General features: G+C 61.3%; 24 protein-coding genes. 16 read left to right on the plus strand and 8 right to left on the minus strand.

The window, feature by feature from the left end; genetic code table 11:
- Positions 1–52 precede the first annotated feature (52 nt).
- The 5 genes from rluB to I6L38_RS12050 form a co-directional block, all read right to left on the minus strand.
- Positions 53–976, minus strand: coding sequence for a 23S rRNA pseudouridine(2605) synthase RluB (gene rluB / locus I6L38_RS12030; RefSeq protein WP_005302885.1), 924 nt, complete (start codon positions 974–976; stop codon positions 53–55).
- Positions 969–1565: an SMC-Scp complex subunit ScpB gene (gene scpB / locus I6L38_RS12035; protein ID WP_017780785.1), complete on the minus strand. Its 597-nt coding sequence runs from the start codon at positions 1563–1565 to the stop codon at positions 969–971. Before scpB ends, rluB begins: the two co-directional genes overlap by 8 nt.
- A 32-nt stretch (positions 1566–1597) precedes the next feature.
- Positions 1598–2533, minus strand: coding sequence for a ScpA family protein (locus I6L38_RS12040; protein ID WP_043169771.1), 936 nt, complete (start codon positions 2531–2533; stop codon positions 1598–1600).
- Positions 2481–3101 carry an L-threonylcarbamoyladenylate synthase gene (locus I6L38_RS12045; protein ID WP_005302891.1) on the minus strand — a complete coding sequence of 207 codons (621 nt, stop codon included), beginning with the start codon at positions 3099–3101 and terminating at the stop codon, positions 2481–2483. The genes I6L38_RS12040 and I6L38_RS12045 overlap by 53 nt, the downstream gene beginning before the upstream one ends.
- A 237-nt stretch (positions 3102–3338) precedes the next feature.
- Positions 3339–4220: a PHP domain-containing protein gene (locus I6L38_RS12050; protein WP_043169773.1), complete on the minus strand. Its 882-nt coding sequence runs from the start codon at positions 4218–4220 to the stop codon at positions 3339–3341.
- A 437-nt stretch (positions 4221–4657) separates the two neighbouring features.
- Between I6L38_RS12050 and I6L38_RS12055 the strand changes: the two genes are divergently transcribed.
- The 7 genes from I6L38_RS12055 to I6L38_RS12085 all read left to right on the plus strand — a co-directional run bounded on the left by I6L38_RS12055 (position 4658) and on the right by I6L38_RS12085 (position 13871).
- Complete coding sequence (locus I6L38_RS12055; RefSeq protein ID WP_216988522.1) at positions 4658–6292, plus strand: anthranilate synthase component 1; 1635 nt, start codon at positions 4658–4660, stop codon at positions 6290–6292.
- Positions 6285–6899 carry an aminodeoxychorismate/anthranilate synthase component II gene (locus I6L38_RS12060; RefSeq protein WP_216988523.1) on the plus strand — a complete coding sequence of 205 codons (615 nt, stop codon included), beginning with the start codon at positions 6285–6287 and terminating at the stop codon, positions 6897–6899. Before I6L38_RS12055 ends, I6L38_RS12060 begins: the two co-directional genes overlap by 8 nt.
- A 10-nt stretch (positions 6900–6909) precedes the next feature.
- Positions 6910–7923 carry an anthranilate phosphoribosyltransferase gene (trpD, locus tag I6L38_RS12065; protein WP_005302896.1) on the plus strand — a complete coding sequence of 338 codons (1014 nt, stop codon included), beginning with the start codon at positions 6910–6912 and terminating at the stop codon, positions 7921–7923.
- Positions 7923–9419 (plus strand): bifunctional indole-3-glycerol-phosphate synthase TrpC/phosphoribosylanthranilate isomerase TrpF, encoded by a 1497-nt coding sequence (trpCF, locus tag I6L38_RS12070; RefSeq protein ID WP_216988524.1) that lies wholly within the window; start codon positions 7923–7925, stop codon positions 9417–9419. The genes trpD and trpCF overlap by 1 nt, the downstream gene beginning before the upstream one ends.
- An 80-nt stretch (positions 9420–9499) precedes the next feature.
- A complete protein-coding gene (trpB, locus tag I6L38_RS12075) occupies positions 9500–10693 on the plus strand; it encodes a tryptophan synthase subunit beta (protein WP_017410364.1) in 1194 nt (397 codons plus the stop codon).
- Positions 10690–11496, plus strand: a complete 807-nt coding sequence (gene trpA, locus I6L38_RS12080; RefSeq protein WP_043169779.1) for a tryptophan synthase subunit alpha — start codon at positions 10690–10692, stop codon at positions 11494–11496. Before trpB ends, trpA begins: the two co-directional genes overlap by 4 nt.
- A 1442-nt stretch (positions 11497–12938) precedes the next feature.
- Entirely contained in the window at positions 12939–13871 is a 933-nt protein-coding gene (locus tag I6L38_RS12085) for a hypothetical protein (RefSeq protein WP_005302905.1), read from the plus strand.
- Between the two features lie 517 nt (positions 13872–14388).
- Here the strand turns inward: I6L38_RS12085 and I6L38_RS12090 are convergent.
- Complete coding sequence (locus I6L38_RS12090) at positions 14389–14931, minus strand: metal-dependent hydrolase (RefSeq protein WP_216988525.1); 543 nt, start codon at positions 14929–14931, stop codon at positions 14389–14391.
- Positions 14932–15211: 280 nt separating this feature from the next.
- On the opposite strand from I6L38_RS12090, the gene I6L38_RS12095 reads away from it, so the two are divergent.
- The 4 genes from I6L38_RS12095 (at position 15212) to I6L38_RS12110 (ending at position 17886) form a co-directional block, all read left to right on the plus strand.
- A complete protein-coding gene (locus I6L38_RS12095) occupies positions 15212–15505 on the plus strand; it encodes a helix-turn-helix domain-containing protein (protein WP_269779906.1) in 294 nt (97 codons plus the stop codon).
- The gene (locus I6L38_RS12100; RefSeq protein WP_017765666.1) at positions 15489–16805 is read left to right on the plus strand and encodes a HipA domain-containing protein; all 1317 of its coding nucleotides are present in this window, start codon (positions 15489–15491) and stop codon (positions 16803–16805) included. The genes I6L38_RS12095 and I6L38_RS12100 overlap by 17 nt, the downstream gene beginning before the upstream one ends.
- A gap of 98 nt (positions 16806–16903) precedes the next feature.
- Complete coding sequence (locus I6L38_RS12105; protein ID WP_005302916.1) at positions 16904–17146, plus strand: DUF3297 family protein; 243 nt, start codon at positions 16904–16906, stop codon at positions 17144–17146.
- A gap of 197 nt (positions 17147–17343) precedes the next feature.
- Positions 17344–17886, plus strand: coding sequence for a beta/gamma crystallin-related protein (locus I6L38_RS12110; RefSeq protein WP_139432848.1), 543 nt, complete (start codon positions 17344–17346; stop codon positions 17884–17886).
- 69 nt (positions 17887–17955) lie between these two features.
- On the opposite strand, the gene I6L38_RS12115 is transcribed toward I6L38_RS12110, so the two are convergent.
- The gene (locus I6L38_RS12115; RefSeq protein ID WP_216988526.1) at positions 17956–18399 is read right to left on the minus strand and encodes an inhibitor of vertebrate lysozyme family protein; all 444 of its coding nucleotides are present in this window, start codon (positions 18397–18399) and stop codon (positions 17956–17958) included.
- 181 nt (positions 18400–18580) lie between these two features.
- Positions 18581–19792, minus strand: coding sequence for a NupC/NupG family nucleoside CNT transporter (locus tag I6L38_RS12120; RefSeq protein ID WP_017765670.1), 1212 nt, complete (start codon positions 19790–19792; stop codon positions 18581–18583).
- Positions 19793–20274: 482 nt separating this feature from the next.
- Between I6L38_RS12120 and I6L38_RS12125 the strand changes: the two genes are divergently transcribed.
- From I6L38_RS12125 to tauD, 5 genes are all read left to right on the plus strand, one after another.
- A complete protein-coding gene (locus I6L38_RS12125; RefSeq protein ID WP_216988527.1) occupies positions 20275–21429 on the plus strand; it encodes a YdcF family protein in 1155 nt (384 codons plus the stop codon).
- Positions 21430–21803: 374 nt separating this feature from the next.
- Positions 21804–22778: a taurine ABC transporter substrate-binding protein gene (gene tauA / locus I6L38_RS12130; RefSeq protein ID WP_216988528.1), complete on the plus strand. Its 975-nt coding sequence runs from the start codon at positions 21804–21806 to the stop codon at positions 22776–22778.
- A 23-nt stretch (positions 22779–22801) separates the two neighbouring features.
- Positions 22802–23569: a taurine ABC transporter ATP-binding subunit gene (tauB, locus tag I6L38_RS12135; protein ID WP_126881437.1), complete on the plus strand. Its 768-nt coding sequence runs from the start codon at positions 22802–22804 to the stop codon at positions 23567–23569.
- Positions 23566–24396, plus strand: coding sequence for a taurine ABC transporter permease TauC (tauC, locus tag I6L38_RS12140; protein ID WP_216988529.1), 831 nt, complete (start codon positions 23566–23568; stop codon positions 24394–24396). The genes tauB and tauC overlap by 4 nt, the downstream gene beginning before the upstream one ends.
- Positions 24393–25247 (plus strand): taurine dioxygenase, encoded by an 855-nt coding sequence (gene tauD / locus I6L38_RS12145; RefSeq protein ID WP_201882261.1) that lies wholly within the window; start codon positions 24393–24395, stop codon positions 25245–25247. Before tauC ends, tauD begins: the two co-directional genes overlap by 4 nt.
- Positions 25248–25276 lie beyond the last annotated feature (29 nt).

Below are 25276 nucleotides of genomic sequence, written 5' to 3' on the forward strand. Positions count from 1 at the left end.
CCAACGAAAAGGCCCGCCAAAAAGGCGGGCCTTTTACAGTGCGACTGGGCGCTTACTTGCTGCCGGTGCCGGAGTTGCGGGTCGAGGCTTGCGGCTTGCGACGGGCGGTAGTGGCGCGGGCGCGCGGCTCCTTGCCCTGCATCTCCTTGTGACGCTTGACGGCGCGACGGATCTGGGCGGCCTGCTTGTGGCGGCTGGCCTTGCCATCCTGCTGCAGATCGACCTTGGACTCGGTCTCCGGCGGCAGGTTGACCAGGCCGCGCAGGTAGTTCACCTCGGGCAGTTTGAGCTCCTGCCAGCCGCCGCGCGGAATGCCGCGATCCAGCTTGACGTCGCCGTAGCGAATACGCATCAGGCGGCTCACCTGCACTTCCTGGGATTCCCACAGACGGCGCACTTCACGGTTGCGACCCTCGGTCAGGGTAACGTTGAACCACTGGTTCAGACCTTCACCGCCGGCCGGCTTGATCTTGTTGAACTTGGCCATGCCGTCTTCCAGCTGCACGCCCTTGCGCAGGCGCTGCAGCATGGCTTCGGTGATCTCGCCAAACACGCGCACCGCGTATTCCCGCTCCACTTCGTGGCTCGGGTGCATCAGCCGGTTGGCCAGCTCGCCGTCGGTGGTGAACAGCAACAGACCTGAGGTGTTGACGTCGAGGCGGCCGACCGCGATCCAGCGGGCCCCTTCCATCTTGGGCAGACGATCAAACACGGTGGGGCGACCTTCCGGATCGTGACGGGTACACATCTCCCCTTCCGGCTTGTGGTAAGCCAGCACGCGGCAGATCACTTCCTCTGCGGCGCGGGTCTTGACCTGGTGACCATCCACCCGGATCACGGCGTTCACTTCGACGCGATCCCCCAGCGTGGCGACCTTGCCATCCACGCTGACCCGACCTGCGGTGATCAGGGCCTCCATCTCACGACGGGAGCCGTGACCCGCGCGGGCCAACACTTTTTGCAGTTTTTCACTCATCGGGGTTACCTGATTGTTGATCGCTGCCCGTCTCTGCCAACGTCAGAGTGGACAACGAGGGTTGCAGTTCGGGATCAAGCTCGGGGAGCTGCTCCAGACTCTGCAGATTAAAATAATCCAGAAATTCTCGGGTGGTGGCGAGCAGCTCCGGGCGACCCACCACCTCCTTGTGACCTATGCTGCGCACCCAGCCACGTTCTTTCAGGGTATTCACTATCTGGCTCGAGACCGCCACCCCGCGGATGGCTTCGATCTCGGCCCGGGTGATGGGCTGACGATAGGCGATCAACGTCAGCGTCTCCATCACGGCGCGCGAATAGCGCGGGGCCCGCTCGCTCCAGAGCCTCGAGAGCTCCTCGGCGTACTCCTGGCGGGCCTGAAAGCGCCAGCCGGAGGCGACCTCCTTGAGCTCCACCCCCCGCTCGCTGTAATCCTGTTTGAGCTCCGCCAGCAGCAGCTGCACGTAGCGGCTGGTGACCGGGTAGTCCGCCAGCACGCTGCTCTTGAGCTCGCTGACGTTGAGCGGGCGCCCGGCAACGAACAGCGCCGCTTCGATCAGCGTCTTGAGTCGTTCAGCCGGCAGCGCCATGGTCCGCTCCTCGCATTATCGGCCGCAGTCGTTCAGTGGGCAGCGCCACGCTCGCTCTCCTCATGCTGGCCGGCCAGGGCAAAATGAATGGGCCCCAGGGGTTCCGCCTGCAGGATCCAGATCAGCTGCTCCTTGCACAGCTCCAGCAGCGCCAGAAACGTCACCAACACGCCCATGCGCCCCTCTTCGGCGCGCAGCACCTGCTCCAGGCGCAGGGTCTGGCCTAGCGAGAGCATGGCGAGGATCTCCGCCATGCGCACCCGGGTCGGGATCTGCTCGCGGCGGATCTGGTGATGTTCAAAATGAGTCGCGCGTTTTACCACACTTTGCATGTAAAGGGCGAGCTCAACCAGCGAAACATCGGGCGCCAGTGGTTTGAGATCGCCAAAATCCGGCGCCATGGCGCTGGCGACAAAGATCTCCCGCTCCAGCCGCGGCAACTCGTTGACCCGCTCAGCCCCCACCTTGAAGCGCTCGTACTCCTGCAGCCGGCGGATGAGGGTGACACGGGGGTCTTCCCCCTCCTCTTCGTCCTCCAACTCCGGCGCCTTGGGCAGCAGCATGCGGGATTTGATCTCCGCCAGCCAGGCCGCCATCAGCAGGTACTCGGCCGCCAGCTCCAGATTGAGGCCCTGCATCAGCTCCACGTACTCCATGTACTGGGCGGTGATCTGCAGGATCGGCAGGTTGAGGATGTCGAGCTGCTGGCGCCGGATGAGGTAGAGCAACAGATCAAGCGGCCCCTCGAAGGTATCGAGAAACACCTCCAGCGCATCGGGCGGGATGAACAGGTCCTGGGGCAGCTCGTGGTAGGGCTGCCCCAGCACCCGGGCGATGGGAGATAGCGCCGACGGTGCACCCTCTCCAGCCCCTGCGGGCGGCTGGGCGGCCGTCATGGCGACCGGTTCGACCGTTTCACTCAAACGGGGTCGGATCCCCGGCACCGCGCCGGCGCAGCACGGGTTCATCGTCGGAGAAGTCCACCACTGTGGTGGGCTGCTCGCCCAGATAACCGCCGTTGACCACCAGATCCAGCTGTTTGCCCAGCTTGTCGAAGATCTCCTCCGGGTCAAACTCCGCCATGTCAGATTCCGGCAGGATCAGGGTGGTGGAGAGCAGCGGCTCGCCGAGGGCCTCCAGCAGCGCCTGGGCAATCTTGTTGTCCGGTACCCGGATGCCGATGCTCTTCTTCTTCTCGTTCATCAGGCGACGCGGCACCTCTTTGGTGGCCTTGAAGATGAAGGTGTAGGGGCCTGGGGTGTTGTTCTTGATCAGGCGAAATGCACTGTTGTCCACCTTGGCGTAGGTGGAGATCTCGGAGAGATCGCGGCACACCAGGGTGAAGTCGTGGTTGGGATCGATGCGGCGGATGCGGCAGATGCGCTCCAGCGCGCCCTTGTCACCCATCTGGCAACCCAGCGCATAACCCGAATCGGTGGGATAGACGATGACGCCGCCATTCTGGATGATCTGCACCGCCTGGCTGATCAGACGGGCCTGGGGATTTTCCGGGTGTACGTAAAAGTGCTGACTCATGACTCGTTCTCGCAATGGGGGCAGCAATCTCTGCCCGCTTGATGGCCGCGAAGCCGGGCTTCACGACACTACCTTACTCTGTTTGGCGCCCGTTGGCGCCTGCATTACCGGGGCGGTTACCGGCTCGCCAGCAACTCTGCGTGTTGCTCAGTGGTAAGCCCAAAATGATCGGGATATGCCAGCCATAAATATGGCCATACCCTCTTGTCCGGTGTGTTCCCTATTTCGCAAATACTGTTACCGACTCGCCAGCAACTCTGCGTGTTGCTCGGTGGTAAGCCCAAAATGACCGGGATACGCCAACCATATCGGCATCCCCTCCTTGGGCAACCAGAGGTGGCGACCCAGTTCGGTCCAGTTGGAGGGGAAGTGAAAATCCGACCCCACCGAGATGTAGAGGTCGTGCTCTTTGGCCCACTGGCCGAGATTCGCCCGCTCCTGGGGGCTCTGCTGGGGCAGCGAGACCTCCATGGCATCGCCACCGGCCGCCTTGAAGGCCACCAGCAGCCGCTTGATCCACTTGGCGGTGAGATCGTAGCGGCTCGGGTGGGCCAGCACCGCCAGGCCACCGGCGCCGTGAATGGCGCCGATCGCCGCGCCCATTTCGGGCCACTCGGCCGGCACATAGCCCTTGTTGCCCCGACTCAGGTACTTTTTGAATACCTTCTGCATGTTGTCGGCCACCCCGCGCGCCACCAGCACCCGGGCAAAGTGGGCCCGGGTCACGGCGGCATCGCCAGCAAGCTGCTTGGCCTCTTCATAGGTGCCAGGAATAAGACACTTCTCCAGACGACGCCCTATTTCCTGGGCGCGCGCTTCGCGACGAGCCTGTTGGCCGACCAAAAAATCGGTGAGCGCCACATTTTTTTCATCCACCCCCAGCGCCACGATATGGATCTCGTGATGCTCCCAGCCGGTGGAGATCTCGACCCCGCTCACCAGCCGCAGCGGCAGTTGCTCGTTCTCGATGGTGCGGCGCACCTCATCAAGCCCGGCAAGGGTGTCGTGGTCAGTAACTGCTAACACTTCGACCTGTTTTTCGGCGGCGCGGCGCACCAGTTCGGCGGGGCTCAGCACCCCATCCGAGGCCGTGGTATGGCAGTGTAGATCGAATCTCATCAGATTATTCCGCTCTCGTGGTCAGGTCACCATGGGTACACATTCGGTGAAAGAAGGCTAAAAAGCGACTTGACTTGGCCGCGGCTTTATCGTTTTCTGTAGGCACTTCATTGCAAACATCTTTTTACAGGACTTTATCATGCAAACGACTTCCATCCTGACCATCTGGTGGTGGCACACTCCCTGACATGCGGGCGTGTGGTCGTTGCTGTACCTGTAAATCTGACAGCAAATAAAGAACCCAAAGAAAAAGCCCGCTGACCCCAGCGGGCTTTTTTATTATCCGGCAAATGGACCTGTGATGAAACCGAGAATTCAGACAAGCAAGCTGACCTGGCGATGGCGCCCCTGAACCAGCCACCCCGGACCCATTAAATTTTCAAGGAATTCAACGTCATGAACATCGGTAAACAGCATCACACGCAAGGGAACGCACTATGACAGCCAGCCATCGCCTTCCTCTGGGTGAATTCGATACCCTCACCCTCAACGCCCCCTATGTGGCCGATCCGCTGGCACTCTACAGCGAGCTCTGCCAGGGTCGCCCCAACAACCTGCTGCTTGAATCGGTGGAGATCGACTCCAAGGCGGGCAAACAGAGCCTGCTGCTGGTGGACGCCTGCCTGCGCATCGAGTGCCGGGGCCGCACCGTGCAGGTGCGCAGTCTGAACGACAACGGCGCCCAGCTGCAGAGCCTGCTGGCCGAGCGCCTGCCCGCCGCCGTTACCCAGAGCCTGGTGGCCGGCGAGCTGCAGCTCGACTTCCCGGCCTCTGATCGGGAGCAGGACGAAGACAGCCGTCTCAAGGGGATCAGCGTGCTGGACGTGCTGCGCACCCTGCAGCGGGAGCTTGATTGCCAGCTGGGCAAAGAGGCGCTCTTCATGGCCGGCAGCTTCGCCTACGACCTCATCGCCTCCTTTGAAGATCTGCCCGAGGTACCGGAGGGGAGCAACGACTGCCCCGACTACTGCTTCTACGTGGCCGAGACCCTGATCACCATCGACCACATCGCGCGATCCACTGCACTGCTCGCCTGCATCTTTGGCGGCGACAGCGACGAGAGCCGGGTGGAAGACAGATACCACCGCCTGAGCGAGCGCCTCGCCCAGTTCAAGCATGCCTGCCAGCAAGCCCCCGCGCAGGCACCGGCCACTCCGCCCCTCGTCGGCGGCATGAGCGTGGACAAGAGCGACAAGCAGTTCTGCGCCGAGGTGGAGAAGCTCAAGGGCTTTATCCGCCGCGGTGACATCTTCCAGGTGGTGCCGTCACGCTGTTTCTCCCTGCCCTGCCCCAGCCCCGTCGCCGCCTATCGCCGCCTCAAGCAGACCAACCCCAGCCCCTACATGTTCTATGTGCAGGACGAGGGCTTCACCCTGTTTGGCGCCTCGCCGGAGAGCGCGGTGAAGTTCTGCGCTACCAGCCGCGACGTGGAGATGTACCCCATCGCCGGTACCCGCCGCCGCGGCTTCAACCCCGATGGCAGCATCAACCGGGATCTCGACGGCCGTATCGAGCTGGAGCTGCGCCAGGACGAGAAAGAGGTGGCCGAACACCTGATGCTGGTGGATCTGGGCCGCAACGACATCGCCCGCATCTCGGAGCCCGGCACCCGCTACGTCAAGGAGCTGCTGAAAGTGGATCGCTACAGCCACGTGATGCACCTGGTTTCCAAGGTGGTCGGCACCCTGCGCGCCGACCTTGACGCCCTGCACGCCTATCAGGCCTGCATGAACATGGGCACCCTCACCGGCGCACCCAAGATCCGCGCCAGCGAGCTTATTCGCATGGTGGAAGGCAAGCGTCGCGGCAGCTACGGCGGCGCGGTCGGCTACATCAACGGTGCCGGCGAGATGGATACCTGCATCGTCATTCGCTCTGCGTTCGTCAAAGAGGGCGTGGCCCATGTGCAGGCCGGCGCCGGGGTGGTCTATGACTCCAAACCCCAGGCCGAAGCGGACGAAACCCGCGCCAAGGCAGCCGCCGTGCTGGCCGCCATCGCAGCCAGCCATGGCACCTCCCTGCAAGCCCTGAACGCCCAGCAGGAGCAACATAAGGACGTGAGCCATGACTAACATCTTCCTGCTCGACAACTTCGATTCATTTACTTACAACCTCGTCGACCAGTTCCGCTCCCTCGGCTATCCGGTGCGGATCTACCGCAACAGCCTGCCGGCCAGCCGCATCATGAGCGAGATCGCCGCCTGCGAAGGGGATGCCGTACTGGTGCTCTCACCGGGCCCGGGCGCCCCCCATGAGGCGGGTTGCCTGATTGACCTCATCAAGCTGGCCCGCAGTCAGGTGCCCATCCTCGGCATCTGCCTCGGCCATCAGGCTCTGTGCGAAGCCTACGGCGGCACCGTCGGCGCGGCGGGCGAAATCGTCCACGGCAAGCGCTCCCTGATTGAGCACAACGGCCACGGCGCCTTCGCCGGCCTACAAAGCCCGCTGCCGGTGGCCCGCTACCACTCGCTGGTCGCCACCTATGTACCGGAAGAGCTGACGGTGATTGCCCACTATCAGGGCATGCCCATGGCCATCGAGCAGCAGGATGAGCGGGTGCTGGGCTTCCAGTTCCATCCCGAATCCATCATGACCTCGGAAGGGGCCCGTCTGCTCACTCAGGCGCTCGCCCATATCACCCGTCCAGAAAGCATTTTTTCGACACGCGGCGCGCGGTAAGGAGACCAACATGCATCATCATCTCAACACCCTCTATCAGGGTCAGTCTCTGAGCCGTGAAAGTACCCGTGACGCCTTCGGCCAGGTGGTACGTGGCGAAGTGGATCCCATCGTGCTCGCCAGTCTGTTGACCGCCCTCAAGATCAAGGGGGAGACCCCGGAGGAGATCGCCGGCGCCGCCGAGGCCCTGCTGGCCGAAGCGCGCGACTTCCCGCGTCCGGATTACGAGTTCTGCGACATCGTCGGCACCGGTGGCGATGGCCTCAACACCATCAACGTCTCCACCACCTCGGCGCTGGTCGCTGCCGCCTGCGGCCTGAAAGTGGCCAAGCACGGCAACCGCTCGGTCTCGAGCAAGTCGGGTTCAAGCGATCTGCTGGACAAGATGGGCATCAAGCTCGACATGAGCCCGGCGCAGGCGCGCCGCTGCCTGGATGAGCTCGGCATCTGCTTTTTGTTCGCCCCCCAGTACCACGCCGGCGTGCGCCACGCCATGCCGGTGCGCCAAGCCCTCAAGACCCGCACCCTGTTCAACGTGCTGGGGCCGCTCATCAACCCCGCTCGCCCCACCTATCAGCTGATGGGGGTCTATGCCCCCGAGCTGGTGCGCCCCATCGCCGAAACCCTGCTGGCACTGGGGCTGAAAACCGGTATGGTGGTGCACGGCGCCGGCCTTGATGAAATTGCCATCCACGGCCCGACCCAGGTGGCCCAGATCCGTGACGGCGAGATCCGCGAGTTTCTGCTCACCCCGGCTGACTTTGGCCTCGAGACCTACCCGGTCAGCGCCATTCAGGGGGGGGAACCTGAGGAGAACCGCGCCATCACCGCCGCCATTCTGGAAGGGCGTGGTACCCCGGCCCACAACGCCGCCATCGCTGCCAACGTAGCACCGCTGCTGCTGATGGCAGGCAAGGCGAAGGATCTCAAGAGCGCGGCGGCCGAGGTGCTGGCGGTGCTGGCAAGCGGCAAAACGGCGGAGCTCGCCGCCCGGCTCGCCACCTTGAGTCATCAGGAGGCATGATGTCAGCCACGACTCTGCACAGCAGTCATTCAGAACGCCCGCAGGGCAAGAGCCAGTTTCGCAAGGATAACGAGATGTCAGACCTTATTGCCCCCCATGCTTTTCTGAACATGGCCTCCATCAGCCAGACCATTCTCGGCAAAATCGTGGCGGCCAAGCAGGAGTGGGTTGCCGCCCGCAAGCTGACCCAGCCGCTGGAGAGTTTCCAGAACGCGCTGACCCCCAGCGATCGGGATTTCGTCGGGGCGCTCAAGGCGGGCTCAACCCGCTTTATTCTGGAGTGCAAGAAGGCCTCCCCCTCCAAGGGCTTGATCCGCAACGACTTCAGCCCGGAGGCCATCGCCGACATCTATGGCAAATACGCCACCGCCATCTCGGTGCTGACCGACGAGAAGTTCTTTCAGGGGGATTTCGCCTTTTTGCCGCGGGTGCGCAGCCGCGTCAGCCAGCCGGTGCTCTGCAAAGATTTCATGATTGACCCCTACCAGGTCTATCTGGCCCGCCACTATCAGGCGGACGCCATCCTGCTGATGCTCTCGGTGCTCACCGACGAGGGCTATCGCGCCCTGTTCGCAGTCGCCAAAGAGCTGGGCCTTGGCGTGCTCACCGAGGTAAGCAACGAGGAAGAGCTGACCCGCGCCATCGCGCTGGGGGCGCCGGTGATCGGCATCAACAACCGGGATCTGCGGGATTTGAGCGTGGATCTCGCCCGCACCAAGCAGTTGGCCAAAGACATTCCAAGCGATCGGGTGGTGATCAGCGAATCCGGCATCAACCACCGCGCCCAGGTGGCGGATCTGCGCCACCATGCCAAGGGCTTTCTGGTGGGCTCATCCCTGATGGCCGAGCCGGATCTGGAGGCGGCGGTACGCAAGCTGGTACTGGGCCAGAACAAGGTGTGCGGCCTGACCCGCGCCGAAGATGCCGCCGCAGCCCATCAGGCAGGCGCGGTATTTGGCGGCTTGATCTTCGTAGCCAAAAGCCCGCGTTATGTGGACATTCCCGCCGCCCGCGCCGTGATGGCGGGCGCACCGCTCGCCTACGTCGGGGTATTTCGCAACGCCCAGCCCGCCACCCTCGCCAAGACGGTGGAAGCACTCAGCCTCGCCGCGGTGCAGTTGCACGGCGATGAAGATGCCGCCTATATCGAGGGGCTGCGCCCGCTGCTGCCGGCGGGCTGCCAGATCTGGAAAGCAGTTGGAGTCACAAGTGGCGAACCGCTGCCCGCCCTCGACTATCCGGCCGATCGCCTGCTGCTGGATACGAAAGTCGGCAGCCAGAGCGGCGGCACTGGTCAGGCGTTCGACTGGACTCTGCTGGCCCATCTGGATAAAGCCAAGCTGATGCTGGCGGGCGGCCTCAATCCCGACAACGCCCTGCAAGCCGCGCAAGTGGGCTGCCTCGGCCTTGATTTCAACTCCGGGGTAGAGAGTACCCCGGGCCAGAAGGATGCGCACAAGCTGGCGGCCGCCTTTGCCGCCCTGCGCCAACTGTAAGCGCTCCCTGTGAGGCGACCACTGAATAGCTGTTTCGTAATTGATGTTTCGTTTTCGACTCAAGGTATAAGGAAGAAACCATGACCCTGCTCAATCCGTTTTTTGGTGAATTTGGCGGCATGTATGTGCCCCAGATCCTCATCCCCGCCCTGCTCCAGCTGGAGAAGGCCTTCGTCGATGCCAAGGATGATCCGGCCTTTATCGCCGAGTTTCAGACCCTGCTGACCGAGTATGCCGGTCGCCCGACCCCCTTGACCCTGACCCGCAATCTGACCAAGGGCACCAAGACCCGCCTCTATCTCAAGCGTGAAGATCTGCTGCACGGCGGCGCCCACAAGACCAACCAGGTGCTGGGTCAGGCGCTGCTGGCCAAGCGGATGGGCAAGAAAGAGATCATCGCCGAGACCGGCGCCGGTCAGCATGGCGTGGCCACCGCGCTGGCCTGCGCCCTGCTCGGCCTCAAGTGCCGGGTCTATATGGGCGCCAAGGATTGCGAGCGCCAGAAGCCCAACGTCTTTCGCATGAAGCTGATGGGCGCCACGGTGATCCCGGTGCACTCAGGCTCCAGCACCCTGAAAGATGCCTGCAACGAGGCGCTGCGCGACTGGGCCGCCAACTACGAGTCGGCCCACTACCTGCTGGGCACCGCCGCCGGCCCACACCCCTTCCCCACTATCGTGCGGGAGTTCCAGAAGATGATCGGCGAAGAGGCCAAGGCCCAGTGCTTCGAGAAGGAAGAGCGCTTGCCCGATGCGGTGATCGCCTGCGTCGGCGGCGGCTCGAACGCCATCGGCATGTTTGCCGACTTTATCGATGAACCGTCGGTGCGCCTCATCGGCGTCGAGCCGGGTGGTCACGGCATCGAGAGCGGCGAGCACGGTGCGCCGCTCGGTCACGGCAGCAAGGGGGTCTTCTTTGGCATGCACTCCTATCTGATGCAGGACACCCAGGGCCAGATTCAGGAGTCCTACTCCGTCTCGGCGGGGCTCGACTTCCCCTCCGTCGGCCCGCAGCACGCCCATCTGGCCGCCATCGGCCGCGCCGAGTACCCCTCGGTGACCGACAAGGAGGCGCTTGACGCCTTCCAGGAGCTGGCCAAATCCGAAGGCATCATACCGGCGCTGGAGTCCTCCCACGCGCTGGCCCACGCCCTCAAGATGGCCCGCAGTGAACCGGAAAAAGAGCAGGTGCTCATCGTCAACCTCTCCGGCCGTGGCGACAAAGATATCTTCACCGTTGCCGATATTTTCGAGAAAGAAGGAACCTTGTCATGAACCGTTACGCACAACTCTTCTCCCGTCTGGATGAAGCCAATCAGGGCGCCTTTGTGCCGTTCGTGATGCTGGGTGACCCGACTCCCGAATTGTCGCTGGCCATCGTCGATGCGCTGGTCGCAGGGGGCGCCGATGCCCTCGAACTCGGCATTCCCTTCTCCGATCCGGTAGCGGACGGCCCCACCATTCAGGGCGCCGCCCTGCGCGCGTTTGCCAGCCACACCACCCCGGACGACTGTTTCGAGCTGCTCGGCCGCATCCGCGCCAAGTACCCGCAGCTGCCCATTGGCCTCTTGGTCTACGCCAATCTGGTCTATGTGCGCAAAATTGACGGTTTCTACGAGAAGTGCCGGCAGGCGGGCGTGGATTCGGTGCTGGTGGCCGACGTGCCGGTGCAGATGTGCGAGCCCTACAAGGCGGCCGCCGACAAGTTCGGCATCGACAGCATCTTTATCGCGCCGCCCAATGGCGACGCCGGGACCCTGAAACAGGTGGCGGAGCTGGGCAATGGTTACACCTATCTGGTGAGCCGCGCCGGCGTCACCGGTGCCGAGACCAAGGCCGGCATGCCGGTGGAGGGGCTCATCAACACCCTGCGCGAGTTCAACGCCCCCCCTGCCTTGCTCGGCTTTGGCATCAGCGAACCGGCTCAGGTGCGTGAAGCCATCGCCGCCGGCGCCGCCGGTGCCATCTCCGGCTCCGCCGTGGTGAAGATCATCGAGACCCACCACCAGAACCCGGAGCATATGCTCACTCGTCTGAAAGAGTTTGTAGAAGGGATGAAGGCCGCGACCAATCGGTAAAGAGCGGCATTGACCAAATGCCATTGGCCATGTCTGCGAAAAGGGAGCCTGATAGGCTCCCTTTCTATTTCCTGCTTGTTGCCGCTCCCTGCGTCTTTGTCCCCTCTCCCCTTGGGAGAGGGGCAGGGTGAGGGAACCCATAATCCTCCGACGTTATCGAATCGTAGGTTCGAATAGCGAAGCGTATTCGGACATTCGCGATCCGGGCGGAGTTAATCCGAACGCTCGAGCCGGCAGATATTCCTGATGGCATGGCTTTGCCACGCTGGATGCGAGGGCTCCGCCCTCGACGGGGTTTCGCCCGCCCTTCGGGCTGGGGCGAGTGACTTTTCTTTGCGTGGCCAAAGAAAAGTCACCAAAAGAAAGGCCACCCCCGCTTATTTGCCCGACTGACGTCGGGTACCTTCGGCTCATCCTCTTGTCCAACGGCACGCGCCGATGGGCCTTTGGCCTCCGCCATCCATGGCTTCGCCCAAAGCCCGCTTCGAACATCCGTGTTCTCGCGCCAAATCGGGTCGAGCGGTGCTCGCCCTTTCCCGATTTTGCCCATAGCCCAACGCCGCTCGCTCGGCGTCCTGCCTCGCGGCCTGGACAAGAGGACTCGCCTCAGCGAATAAGAGGGGGATCAAAACCGTGCCCGCCTGAGGCTACCGTGCAACAGTGAACAAGCCCCCCTCTCCCCTTGGGAGAGGGCTGGGGTGAGGGGAATTGTGCATCCCCAGCCAAGCTGGTTGTTCATACAGCGCACGCCTTAATGACTAATTTATTGATCCAACACAGATTCCCACCAAAACACGCTTCTCAACTCTCTCCCCTCGCCATTAAGATAGCCAAACGACAATCTCTCTCTCGGGAGCACACCATGGCTGCGATTGTTGCTATCTCGCAGGTTAACAGCAGCAAACTGGGGGCTGTCACTCAGGGGCGGTAGCGTGGTTTTTGCAGGTTGGTGCAGAGCGAAGCAAAGCCCAACAGGCGAGAATCATTGCGCCAACCAGAGCGGGATAAATATGGATGTGGCAGATCCGTAAAACAGATTGATAGATATATTTCGCGGTAAACGTTGGGCTTCACTTCGTTCAGCACCAACCTACGATTTTTAGCCCAACATACGAGACGACACTCCATCTCCAGAAAGAGCCTCATGACAGCGATTATCGACATCTCGCAGGTGAGAAGTAGCGAGCTGGGAGCTGTAACTCAGTTTCGGTAGCCTTGACGGCAGTTCCAAAGTCGATTCCTACTCTGTAAAGTGCAGATGGTAAAACCAAAAAAAGAAGGCAAACTAATACATTCAGATGTCAGAGGCTGGCTGGTAGTATTATGGCTTAATTTCTCCCGTGGCAACTATCAGGGCTCCGCGGATTTATATTAGAAAGTCTGTTATCGAATTTACATTATTTTCAATCTAATCACTGCTTAATATTGGACGCCGAATATATATGACAGAATCAAAAACTATCGACAAGAAACTTTCTCAATCTGCTGCATTTCATTCTATTAGAGCTGAACATACAGCATTCAATATATTGAGCGCGCGCAAATGGAACCCCGTTCATAGTCCTTATTACAAAGATATAATCAGTGGTAAATTAAGGGAGCTTGACCTGAGCGGAAGACAAATTTGGTGTAAAGAAATTAAAAGACATAAGTTAATAGCTCGCATTCATATTTATGTTGAAATTAAATCAGCATCAGCTTTTCATATCCTTTGTGCTGGAGAGACAGCACAACATTCATTTGGCCAGAATGAATATTGGCCTGGTTACTGTGATGAAACAAAGTTAAAAGTCCAATCTACTCTCGATAGTTTTGGAATATCATTATCTAAATCTAGAGATTACCTACACGAACTTGACAAGTTGATATTCCCCAAAAGCACAATGCTAACAGCACCGATTAGAATTCAACCAATGCCTGCGGAGCAATGCTATTCTGCATTTAGAGAAACAGATACAAATAAAGAAAAAGACCTTGACAACTCCGTATTATGGCGTGCGATATCAACCCTTAACTCTGCCATTAATAGCGCCAAAAGCGAATCAATCAATAAGCTGCTAAGTGATTTCACGTTAGAACTAGAGATGTGTAGAAGACAGAAGGCTGACCTCACTCAAGCATTGAACTCAATAGAGTCATATTCAAGGGCAATTGATTTTTACATCCCATTAGTTTTAATTGAGAGTCGATTGTGGTCTGCACTAAATCATGAACCAGAGGAAATTCCATGGTTCCGATTTGTCCAGAACAATACTTTTGGCGCCTCTGGAAATTGGACTGATGTAATAAATTCAAAGTACTTAGATACTTACCTTTCTGCTCTTTCTAAATACCTTGAAGAAACACTCTCCGAAAGGGATATGACGAAGTTATAAGAAAATCCGACTAGAGTTAAGACACCCATCTTTCTGAGCACGTCGTCACATAGCAAGCTCACAGGAAAGTGGGTGTCATTTGCCAAGTGTTAGCAAAAAATAAATCCAGAATACATTGGATAAGTAAACATTCAAAATGATGGGTATCCCAGCTCTGCTGCATCTCAGCCCCAAAAGTTGGCGTTGAAAGATTTGAGAAGTTGCATGACAGAAATCAGCCGAAAGCCAATACAACTGGCCACCGTCTGCTTTTCCTTGTTTCTCTTAAGACTCGGATTTCGCGCCTTTGGCTATGACCTGCTTTATCACAATCCGAATGATCCATACGGTATATCGGATTTAATTGAAGTGGCATTAGCCATCATTTACCTGACGATCTTGGGTCTCTGCATAATACATGCATTGCGTGTATTGCTCCGACACCGGGATCAGGATGCCTTGGGAACCTCAGCCCTACTCGCTCTCTGTGCCATACAGTGGCACAGTTATGACTATCTTCATCACTTGGCCGCCAGTCTCAGCATTCCATAGGCGTCCTGCCCCACACCCGCCACCCCATCAATATCAGCATCAATACAACCCCCGGCAGCCAGACCCAGTAGAGCTCGGAGAGGATCACCGCTTCGCCTCGGGCAGTGAGATAGGCCTCCAGCTTGAAGGGGGCGACCCGGATCACCTGCCAGGGGGCGAAGAAACGCTCGTCCCGCCACGACCAGAGCCAGCCAACCCCCTTGCCGCCTGTGGTGAGGGAATCGAGCAGGCTGTGGGAGAGCAGAGAGACCAGCAGAAACGACCAGACGGTGGCGGCGCTCGCCCTTAACTGGCGATGAAGCAGCATGGCCAAGGTAGGCAGGGCAAAAGCGAATAGCAGGGAGTGGGTAAAGCCGCGGTGGCCAAAAACATGGCCGTAGGCAACCCCCAGTTTAAAGGCGAGCACGTCGGCATCGGGCAGCATGGCGATGGCAATCCCTGCCAGCAGCAGGCGCGGCGGGATAATCCTGCTGCCAAGCCCGAGCCCAAGGCAGAGAGGTACGGCGGCGTGAGTGACTATGGTGGGCATAGAATAAAGCTCCAACTGAAGACGTAAGCCTACCCTACCCCCGCTCGGTGAAGTGAAGGTGAAGTGCAATGCGGCTCTGCACACAACATCCTCCCGGCCCCTCTATCATCTCCCAGACCCTCCCTAACCACCTTTTCTGTTCTAAAAGGTGAACACTTCTACACTTTTTTATCGAAAACAACGCTGAGACTATAAAAAGTGCACCATCGTACACTTTTTGTTGCTGTTTGCTCTTACCATGAGCTAAGGTGTAACAACCTACACTTTTTCCGTGATCATGATGACAGATACACCGTTGCCAACCGGCACGAAAGCACTGGATCCCGCCTCGCTGGGACTGGCGATACGGGAGAGACGCAAAGCAGCCAAGATGACCCAAGAGGTGACGGCCTCACTGTGCGGCATCTCCAAGAAAACCCTGATCAAGATTGAAAAAGGGGGGGATGTCTACCTCTCGACCCTGCTGCAGGTGATGAAGGCGCTGGGACTGAGGTTGCAACTGGTGCAAGAAGCGGGATCACAGGTAATGAGCAGCTACAGCCAACCAGAGGTCGGTGATGATGAATGGTTCTGAGCACCATCGGCTGGAACTTCGGCTGGGTAATCAGCTGATCGGCCATCTCGAATATGACTCCAACCGGGATTCGTTTCAGCTCGGCTATCTGCCAGAGTGGCAAGCGCGCGGATTCCCACTCTCACCGCCACTGGCGTTGGATGGCTCGGCCAGCAGCGCTCAGATCCGGGCGTATCTCGGCAACTTACTGCCAGAAAATCGCGGGCTGGATCATCTGATTGAGGTGCTCTCCGTTTCGCGCAGCAATCTCTTTGCCCTGATCCACGGTATCGGCCGCGATGTATCCGGGGCTGTCACCTTCACCCTACCCGCAGAGCCCGACATTCCCACCCGGTTTCGCCCCATCACACCAGAGGAGTTGATGCTGCGCCTCGATCAACCCGAGATTTGGCCGCTGGAAGTCTGGGATGGCCGCCCCCGACTCTCGGTTGCGGGTGTGCAGGCCAAACTCAACCTGCTGCGACTCGAGGGGAGGCTAGGATTTGGCGAAGGTGAACTCTGTTCAACCCACCTCCTCAAGTTCGAGCATCACCCTCATCTGGTGATCAATGAATTTGTAACCATGCAGCTGGCCGCACAGCTTAGCATGCCGGTGGCGCGGGTCGAACTGCATACTGTGGGTCAGGGTGAGAAGTCCCACAGAAGCTTGCTGGTGGAACGGTTCGACCGTCGTCTTGATGAGGATGGCATGAGGGTCCGCCGTCGCCACATGATCGATGCCTGTCAGGGGCTGGGGTTCCCCGTCGCCCGAAAATATGAACGCAACTTCGGTGATGGTCGGGACGTGGCCCATATTCGGGAAGGGGTGAGCCTGCCACGGCTGTTCAGCCTTAGCGCTCTCTGCGTCAATCCAGCGCAGGCCAGACTGGACATGCTGCAATGGCTGCTCTTCAACCTCTGCGTCAACAATCACGATGCCCACGGCAAGAACTACAGCTTCTTCGTATCAAAAGCAGGGCTGACGCCCACCCCTTGGTACGATCTGGTCAATGTGGGGCTTTACCCCGAGTTCAACCAGCATCTGGCCATGGCCATAGGCGACGAATTTGCTCCCGAGGCGATCAACGCATGGCAGTTGCTGGAAATGGCCGAGGCATGTGACCTGCCCGAACGCCTGCTGCAACAGACCTTGCAGAAGATAGCCAGCGACATCCTCCACCATTTGGATGCCGCTATAGCTATGGTCGAGACAGACCATCCCGCCGAGCTGGATTATCTGGCACGCTATAAAGATGACGTTGAGCGCCGTTGCCACCATTTTCAGGAGCAGGCGGGGCTGTTGCCCGAACTGCAGCTATAGCCAAACCTTGTCCACCCCCATGGGACGTAACCCAGCCTTGAGCCCATGACGGGCATTGCCTACAATGACCCACTTTTTATCACACTCAGGTAAATAAAATGAGCGACAACAAACCGGCCCTGCCCGACCGCCTGGCGGCCAACCCGCGCAGCCCGCACCATGTGGCGGAGTGCTTCCAGCACGAAATCGGCATTCGCGTGAACGGCAAGGAGCGCACCAATGTCGAGGAGTACTGCATCAGCGAAGGTTGGGTGAAGATCCCCTCCCCCAAAGCCAAGGATCGCTATGGCAACCCCATGCTGATCACTGTCAAGGGCACCGTCGAGGCTTTCTACGCCTAAACGGCCCTGACCGCGCGCCCCGCCGGGCCCGCCGCCATGCTGTTCAGAACACCGGCCTTGCGCCGGTGTTCTGCTTTGGGCCTTTCATCTTTACGTCGATGGCGGGCAAAGAGTGTCGCAGCGGGCACCGCCCCCTCTTGCATCGAGGTTGCGTCTCGGCAATTCTTGCCGCCCCTTGAACTGGCAAGATCTCATCCATGAACAAGCTGTTTGTCCTGCTGGCGCTGTTGACCCTGAGCACAGCGGTCCGCGCCGATATCCTTATCAATCCCAAGATCGTGGTGAACGGCCAGAGCCAGGGTGGCGGGCGTATCCACATCTGTACCCTGACCCCCTTCAACAGCGTCTATGCCGATGCGGGGCGCAGCGAGTGGCTGGCGCGCCAGAAGGTAAGCCGCCGCTGCCAGCAGGGCCAAGGCAACAACAGCCTGTTTTGCGAGGCGGCCAAGGCGAGCTGCATCACCACCACTCTCGATGAGAGCGACGACGCCAGCACCCTGCTGGTGTTTGACGGTGCCCACCAGAGCGGCGAGTCCCTGCGCATCGACCGGGATATTGCGGATCTCGGCCGCTACGGCTTTGCCAATCGCATCTCCTCCTTCACCGTTCCGGCTGGCTGGGTGGTACGTTTCTTCGAGGAGACCGATTTTCGCGGTGGCTACTACACCCGCAAGGGCGGCGAGCAGGAGGCGACCGACTTCAACAATCGCATCCGCTCGGTGCGGATCCTGAGCCGCTAGCGCCCTGCCCCATCACTCCTTCGCCATAAAAAAACCTCTGCCCAGGCAGAGGTTTTTGCTTTTTGATGCTTACTGCCAGTTGGGGTCGGCCTCCACCTGCTTCATCAGGGCGGCCTGCATTCCCTTGTCCGGCTGGCCGAGCCAGGTGTAGTGGGCGAATTTGGACGGGGTTTCGCGGGCGGCGTCGCTATCTGGCAGGTCGATCAGCACGCCCCATACCCGTTTGGCCTTGGCATCCACCAGCAACTGCATGTAGTGGCTGGCGCAGTCATGAGGTTTGCAGACCGAGCCGCTCTGATACGGTGTACCGGCCACGGCTTCAAGCGGGGAGCTGGTGCCGTTGCCGCTGCGCACCCACTTGGGCAGGTTCTTGATGCCCTGGGTCGCCTTGGCCCAGGTGGCCTTGAAGTCCGCCGACAGCAGCAGATCAGAGGTATAGGTGGCGGCGGCAAACGCCGGCGCGGCGCCGACCAGCAGCAGGGAGAGCGCCAATGCGCGAGAGAGACGGGTCATGGTGTGATTCCTTGTTATATGAATGCCTGAACGGGCGCGGACTGGCCGCGCGTCATCACGCTACCGCCTGCGCCCGCCCCTGTCGAGCCCACGTCGTGCCAAGGCGTCAGTGGCTGGCGCCAGATAGACGACACCCCGCCGCACCAGTGGCGAGACGGGGTGTGCATGGGGCAAGGGTCGCTTAGCCGAGGGAGGCGAACAGCCCCGCCAGGGTGGCGCTCATCAAGTTGGCCAGGGTCGCCGCCAGCACCGCCTTGAAGCCGAGGCTCGCCACGTCGTGGCGGCGCTCCGGCGCCATGGTACCGATGGAGCCAAGCTGCACCGCAATGGAGCCCAGGTTGGCAAAACCGCACAGCGCGAAGGTGATGATGATCTGGGTGTGGGCGCTGAGATCCTGCTTGATGTTGGCAAAGTCCAGGTAGGCGACGAACTCGTTCATGATCACCTTCTGGCCGATCAAGGATCCTGCCGCCATCATCTCGCTGGCCGGCACGCCGATGAGCCAGGCCACCGGGGCAAACAGGTAACCCAGCAGCTGCTGCAGGGAGAGATCGGCCCAGCCGAACCACTCGCCCACCGTGGTGAGACCGGCGTTGATCATGGTGATCACGCTGACAAAGGCCAGCAGTATGGTGCCGATGGCCACCGCGATCTTCATGCCGCTCATGGCGCCACCCGCCAGGGCGTCGATGGCATTGCTGTAGTCGCTCTTGTCGAGGGTGATCTCGGCCTGATCGTTCACCTGCTGCTGCTCAGGCACTAGGAGCTTGGCCATCAAGAGGCCACCCGGCGCCGCCATGAAGGAGGCCGCAATCAGGTATTTCAGATCCACACCCAGCCCGGCGTAACCGCCCAGCACGGAACCTGCCACCGAGGCCATGCCGCAGGTCATCACCGCAAACAGCTCGGAGCGGGTCATGCCGGCGAGGAAGGGGCGGATCAGCAGCGGCGATTCCCCCTGGGAGAGGAAGATGTTGCCGGTGGCCACCAGGGATTCGGCGCGGCTGGTGCCGAGCAGGCGGTGAATACCGCCCCCCAGCACCCGGATCACCCACTGCATGATGCCGAAGTGATAGAGCACCGCGATCAGCGCGCTGATGAAGATCACCAGCGGCAGCACCCGCACGGCGAAGATGAAGCCGTTGCTGGCCAGATCGCCAAACACGAAGCGGATGCCGCTGTCGGCAAAGCCGAGCAGGGCGGAGACGCCGTTGCTCATGGCGCCGAGCATGATTTGACCGGGGGGGAAGTAGAGCACCAGGGCAGCAAAGCCGGTTTGCAGGGCGAGCGCCCCCAGCACGGTCCGCCAGCGGATGGCACGGCGGTTTTCACTGGCCAGCCAGGCGATAAACATCAGGGCCAGCATACCGACCAGACTCAATAACAGCGTCATCTTGCACCTATGAAGAGAGAAGTTTCATACGGCAAGTCTGCAGACAGGCATCGCAGGGAGCGGGCGGGAAAGGTGCCGACCCCGCGACACGCAGACCACAAACCTACAGGTTAGTGGCGGGTCCCATCCTGGGGTCATTCACGTTCCGGGTGACGGCGAGTATCGGGTGACGCCAACCAGAACGCAGGGAGCCGCGCGCCAGGTGGCAGGTCGGGCGGCGATGGTACAGTGATCGCCGTCACAGAAAAAGCGGTAAAACGATTGGCACCGTCAACTTTTTCACAGTCATGGCCCCTTTCGCCGAAAACGCGGCAGGATTGCGCCACAACTGAGCCACTTCACAGGAAAACCACACCTCGCTCCCCCCGAATAGGGCAAACACCACCCCCTTCCCCGGATAACCGAAGCGGTTCACGTTTTTTCACGCCACGACGCGGTACACTGACCAATCACCAAGTTTATGTTTTTATTGAAAAAGCCCCATGGTCCTGGAATGGCCTGGTGCCATCAACCTTCGGTGGAACGCCATCATGATGAAAAGAACCGCGATTGCCCTGACGCTGGCCGGCCTGCTGACACTGCCTGCCGTGCTCCCTTCCGCAGCCTGGGCTACCCCGGTACGCTCCCTGCAAAAGGAGCAGAATTACGACCAGTACATCAGCAAGCGCCAGGTGGTGGATCAGCTGCTGGCGGACGCCTGGCAGATCTTCAAATCCCCCGCCCGCATCTCCACCGCCGGCTTCACCGCCAAGATGCCGAGCAACATGGAGCAGGTGACCGAGCTGCTGCTGCAGGCCTACCAGCTCGAGCCCTATCGCACCGACCTGCTCATCTCGGCGGCCAACGCCCAGATCTACAACGGCAACGTGGACAAGGCCATCGGCCTGTTCGAGCAGGCCCTCAGCACCGCGCCCGATGACATCGACCTGCTGACCTACCTCGCCACCTGGCAGACCTTCAAACACAACGAGACCGCCGCCAAGGCGTATCAGAGCAAGCTGGCGACCCTCAATCCCGGCCGGGCCGCCGACCTGCAGCGCATCTTCGACACTGTCGAGCGCGTTGTCGCCACCCCGCTCAAGGAGCAGGGGGAGCGCTCACCCAAGCCGGGCAACCGGGCTATCGTCACCTTGGGTTATGCCCTCAATCCCGACGGTTCCATGCACGACATCCTGCTGGGCCGGCTGGAAACCACCCGGGCGCTGGCCAAGGCCAACCCGGCGGCCCTCATCATCCTGACCGGCGGCGTGCCCCAAAATCGCCAGACCGAGGGCAAGCTGATGGCCGACTGGCTGGTGAAAAAGGGGATCGATCGCTCGCGCATCATCGAGGAGAACTACGCCACCAGCACGGTGGAGAACGCCCTCTACAGCGGCTATGCCCTCGCCCGCCACCAGATCGCGTACGCCACCCTGGTGAGCTCCGCCAGCCATGTGCGCCGGGGCCAGACATTGCTGGAGATCGCCAGCTGGCAGAGCGGGCCCGCCGGGATCCGGATAGACAGCGTCAGCTACCCCGACAAGCCACTCTCCGAGCTTGCCAAGGTGAGCGACAGCGAGCTGCTCGGCATCTACCGCGATGCCCTGCGCACCTACGGGCTCTGGAGCTACCGCTCTGCCCCCCTGCTGGAGCGTTGAGCCCAGGCTCTCCACGCTCGCCCGGCCCGTTGCCTGCGCGCTCTTGCATCACAGGCCTCACCTGCCCCCAACCAACCCGCCCAACCGGCGGGTTTTATTTTATCCGGCCCAATCAGCCAAACCGGTTCGATATTCAATAACTGGGCAAGCATTGCCATATCCAAATAGGTTTGCCGTTATTTTCAGCATTTTTTCAACACCCATTGCCAGCAATCAAATATCGACTTGCCATATTGAGATATATGAATAAACGGATTTTATTGCCGTTCTTTTTCTAAGAACCATATCTCATCAGCCATATATTTTCGGTCTTTCCTCAATCTCCCGATAAATGGGAAAACTGCCGCTTCATTCCCCCCCGATGGAGCAATATCATGACAGGAAAAGGACATTCCCTCTGGCTGGCGGCGCTCGCCCTGCTCAGCCTGCAAGCCAGGGCCGTGGACGTTACTGTGGCCTACCAGACCTCAGCCGAACCGGCCAAAGTCGCCCAGGCCGACGACACCTTTGCCCGCACCAGCGGCGCCACGGTGAAGTGGCTCAAGTTTGACAGCGGCGCCAGCGTGGTGCGGGCGCTCGCCTCCGGCGACGTGCAGATCGGCAACATCGGCTCCAGCCCGCTGGCGGTGGCCGTCAACCAGCAGGTGCCCATTGAGGTGTTCCTGCTCGCCTCCAAGCTCGGCAACTCGGAAGCGCTGGTGGTCAAGCCCGGGCTCAACTCCCCCGCAGCCCTGGCCGGCAAGCGCATCGCCGTGCCCTTTACCTCCACCACCCACTACAGCCTGCTGGCCGCGCTGCGGCACTGGGGAGTGGATCCGGCCAGCCTGCAGATCGTCAACCTGCAGCCACCGGCCATCATCGCCGCCTGGCAGCGGGGTGACATCGATGGCGCCTATGTCTGGGCGCCAGCCCTCAACGAGCTGACCAAGGGCGGCAAGGTACTGACCGACTCGGCCCAGGTGGGCGAGTGGGGAGCCCCCACCCTGGATGTCTGGGTGGTGCGCAAGGCGTTCGCCAAGGCCCATCCCGAGCTGGTGCAGGCCTTCGTCGACAGCACCCTGGCGGCCCAGCGCGACTACCTGGACAACCCCGACGGCTGGCTCGCCAAGCCGGACAACCTCGCCAAGCTGGCCAAACTGAGCGGCGTACCCGAGGCGGACGTGCCCGCGCTGGTCAGGGGCAACAGCTACCTGAGCGCCAGCCAGCAGGGCGCCGAACTGGGGGAGCTGGTGAACCAGACCCTGGTGGACACCAGCCGCTTTCTCAAGGAGCAAGGCAAGGTACGAAGCGCTGGCAACGATTATCGCGACTACGTGACCGACCGCTTCGTCAAGGCTCACGCCCGCTAACCCCGCAAAACAAGGAGGCATGCATGCTGCAGCTCACCCACCTTTGCGCCGATTACGCCGGACGCAGAGTCCTCGACAACATCAACCTGACCCTGGATGCGGGCGAGCTGATGGTGGTGCTCGGCCCCTCCGGCTGCGGCAAGACCACCTTGCTCAACCTCATCGCCGGTTTTCAGAGCGCCCAGCAGGGCACCATCAGCCTGCAGGGGAGGCCGGTGCGCGGCCCCGGCGCCGAGCGAGGGGTGGTCTTTCAGCACGAGGGGCTGCTGCCCTGGCGCAACGTGCTGGACAACGTCGCCTTCGGGCTGCAGCTGGCCGGCGTGCCGCGCCGCGAACGCGAGGCCAGCGCGCTGGCCATGCTGAGCAAGGTGGGGCTGGAGGAGGCCCAGACCAAGCCGGTCTGGCAGCTCTCCGGCGGTCAACGCCAGCGGGTCGGCATCGCCCGGGCGCTGGCCACCCAGCCGCAACTGCTGCTGCTCGATGAGCCCTTCGGCGCCCTCGACGCCTTTACCCGTGAGCAGATGCAGACCCTGCTGCTGCGCCTGTGGCATGAGCAGCGTCGGCAGGTGCTGCTCATCACCCACGACATCGAGGAGGCAGTGTTCATGGCCACCGAGCTGGTGCTGCTCTCCCCGGCGCCGGGGCGAGTCATGGAGCGGCTGACCCTGGATTTTGGCCGCCGCTTCGCCGCCGGCGAGCCCTGCCGCAGCATCAAGTCGGATCCCGCCTTCATCGCGCAGCGCGAGTACGTGCTGGAGCGGGTCTTTGCCGAGCGGGAGGTGTTTGCATGAGCCTCACCCTCTCCCGTCCGCTCGACCCTGCCCGCCGGATACGCCTGCGCTGGCCGCTGCCGCGCCGGCTTGGGATAAGTCTGCTGACTCTGGGTGCCCTGCTGGTGCTCTGGTGGCTGGTGGCCAGGCTCGAGCTGATAAGCCCGCTGTTTCTGCCGCCACCCGCCCAGGTACTGCAGCAACTGGTCACCCTCGCCGGGCCGCAGGGCTTCATGGACGCCACCCTCTGGCAGCACCTCGCCGCCAGTTTGCAGCGCATCCTCATCGCCCTCGCGGCCGCCACCCTGTGCGGTGTGACGGTGGGTCTCGCCATGGGGCTCAGCCCCACCATGCGCGGCATGCTTGACCCGCTGATCGAGCTCTACCGGCCGGTGCCGCCCCTTGCCTACCTGCCGCTGATGGTGATCTGGTTTGGCATCGGCGAAACCTCCAAGGTGCTGCTCATCTATCTGGCCATCTTCGCGCCGGTCGCCATGGCCACTCTGGCCGGGGTGCAGGGCGCCAGGCAGGTGCGTCTGCGGGCCGCCCGGGCGCTCGGCGCCAACCGCTGGCAGGTGCTCTGGTACGTCATCGTGCCCGGCGCCCTGCCGGACATGCTCACCGGGCTGCGCATCGGGCTCGGGGTCGGCTGGTCCACCCTGGTGGCGGCCGAGCTCATCGCCGCCACCCGCGGCGTGGGCTTCATGGTGCAAGCCGCCGGCGAGTTTCTCGCCACCGACGTGGTACTGGCGGGCATTCTGGTGATCGCCCTGATCGCCTTCACTCTGGAACTTGGTTTACGTGCGCTGCAGCGTCGCCTGACGCCGTGGCATGGAGAAGGACTATGAGCAATTCCCTGCATATCACCCCCCTCGGCCCCCACATCGGCGCCGAGATCAGCGGCATCAGCCTGGCCGGGCCGCTCGATGAGGGCCAGTTCGCGCAGTTGCAGCAGGCCCTGCTGACCCATCAGGTGCTGTTCTTTCGAGATCAGCCCATCAATCCTCGCCAGCAGCGGGCGCTGGCCAACCGCTTCGGCGATCTGCACATTCACCCTGTCTATCCCCACGCGCCGGAGGCCGAGGAGATCATCGTGCTCGACACCCACGACGACAACCCACCGGACAACGACAACTGGCACACCGACGTCACCTTCATCGAGACGCCGCCGGCGCTGGCCATTCTGGCCGCCAAGCAGCTGCCGCCGGTGGGGGGCGATACCCTGTGGGCCAGCGGCATCGCCGCCTTCGAGGGGCTCTCCCCCCGCCTGCAGCAGTTGCTGGCAGGGCTGGAGGCCGAGCACGACTTCACCAAGTCGTTCCCGGCCCATCGTCACAACGCCAGCCCGGCCGAGTACCAGCGCTGGCAGGAGGCGGTGGCCCGCAACCCGCCGCTGCGCCACCCTGTGGTTCGCACCCACCCCTTGAGCGGTCGGCAGGCACTGTTCGTCAATGAGGGCTTCACCACCCGCCTGCCCGACTTGCCGGCGCAAGAGAGCGAAGCGCTGCTCGCCTTCCTGTTTCGCCATGTCACCAAGCCCGAGTATCAGGTGCGCTGGCGCTGGCGGGAGCACGACATCGCCATCTGGGACAACCGGGTTACCCAGCATTACGCCAACGCCGACTATCTGCCGGCCCGGCGAGTGATGCACAGGGCCACCGTGCTGGGGGACAAGCCGTTCTGGCGCGCGTCCGCGTAACGCCGGCTCCTGCCCCTGCGCCGACCGGT

This window comes from Aeromonas sp. FDAARGOS 1408 (assembly GCF_019048665.1).
GTDB lineage: Bacteria > Pseudomonadota > Gammaproteobacteria > Enterobacterales > Aeromonadaceae > Aeromonas > Aeromonas dhakensis.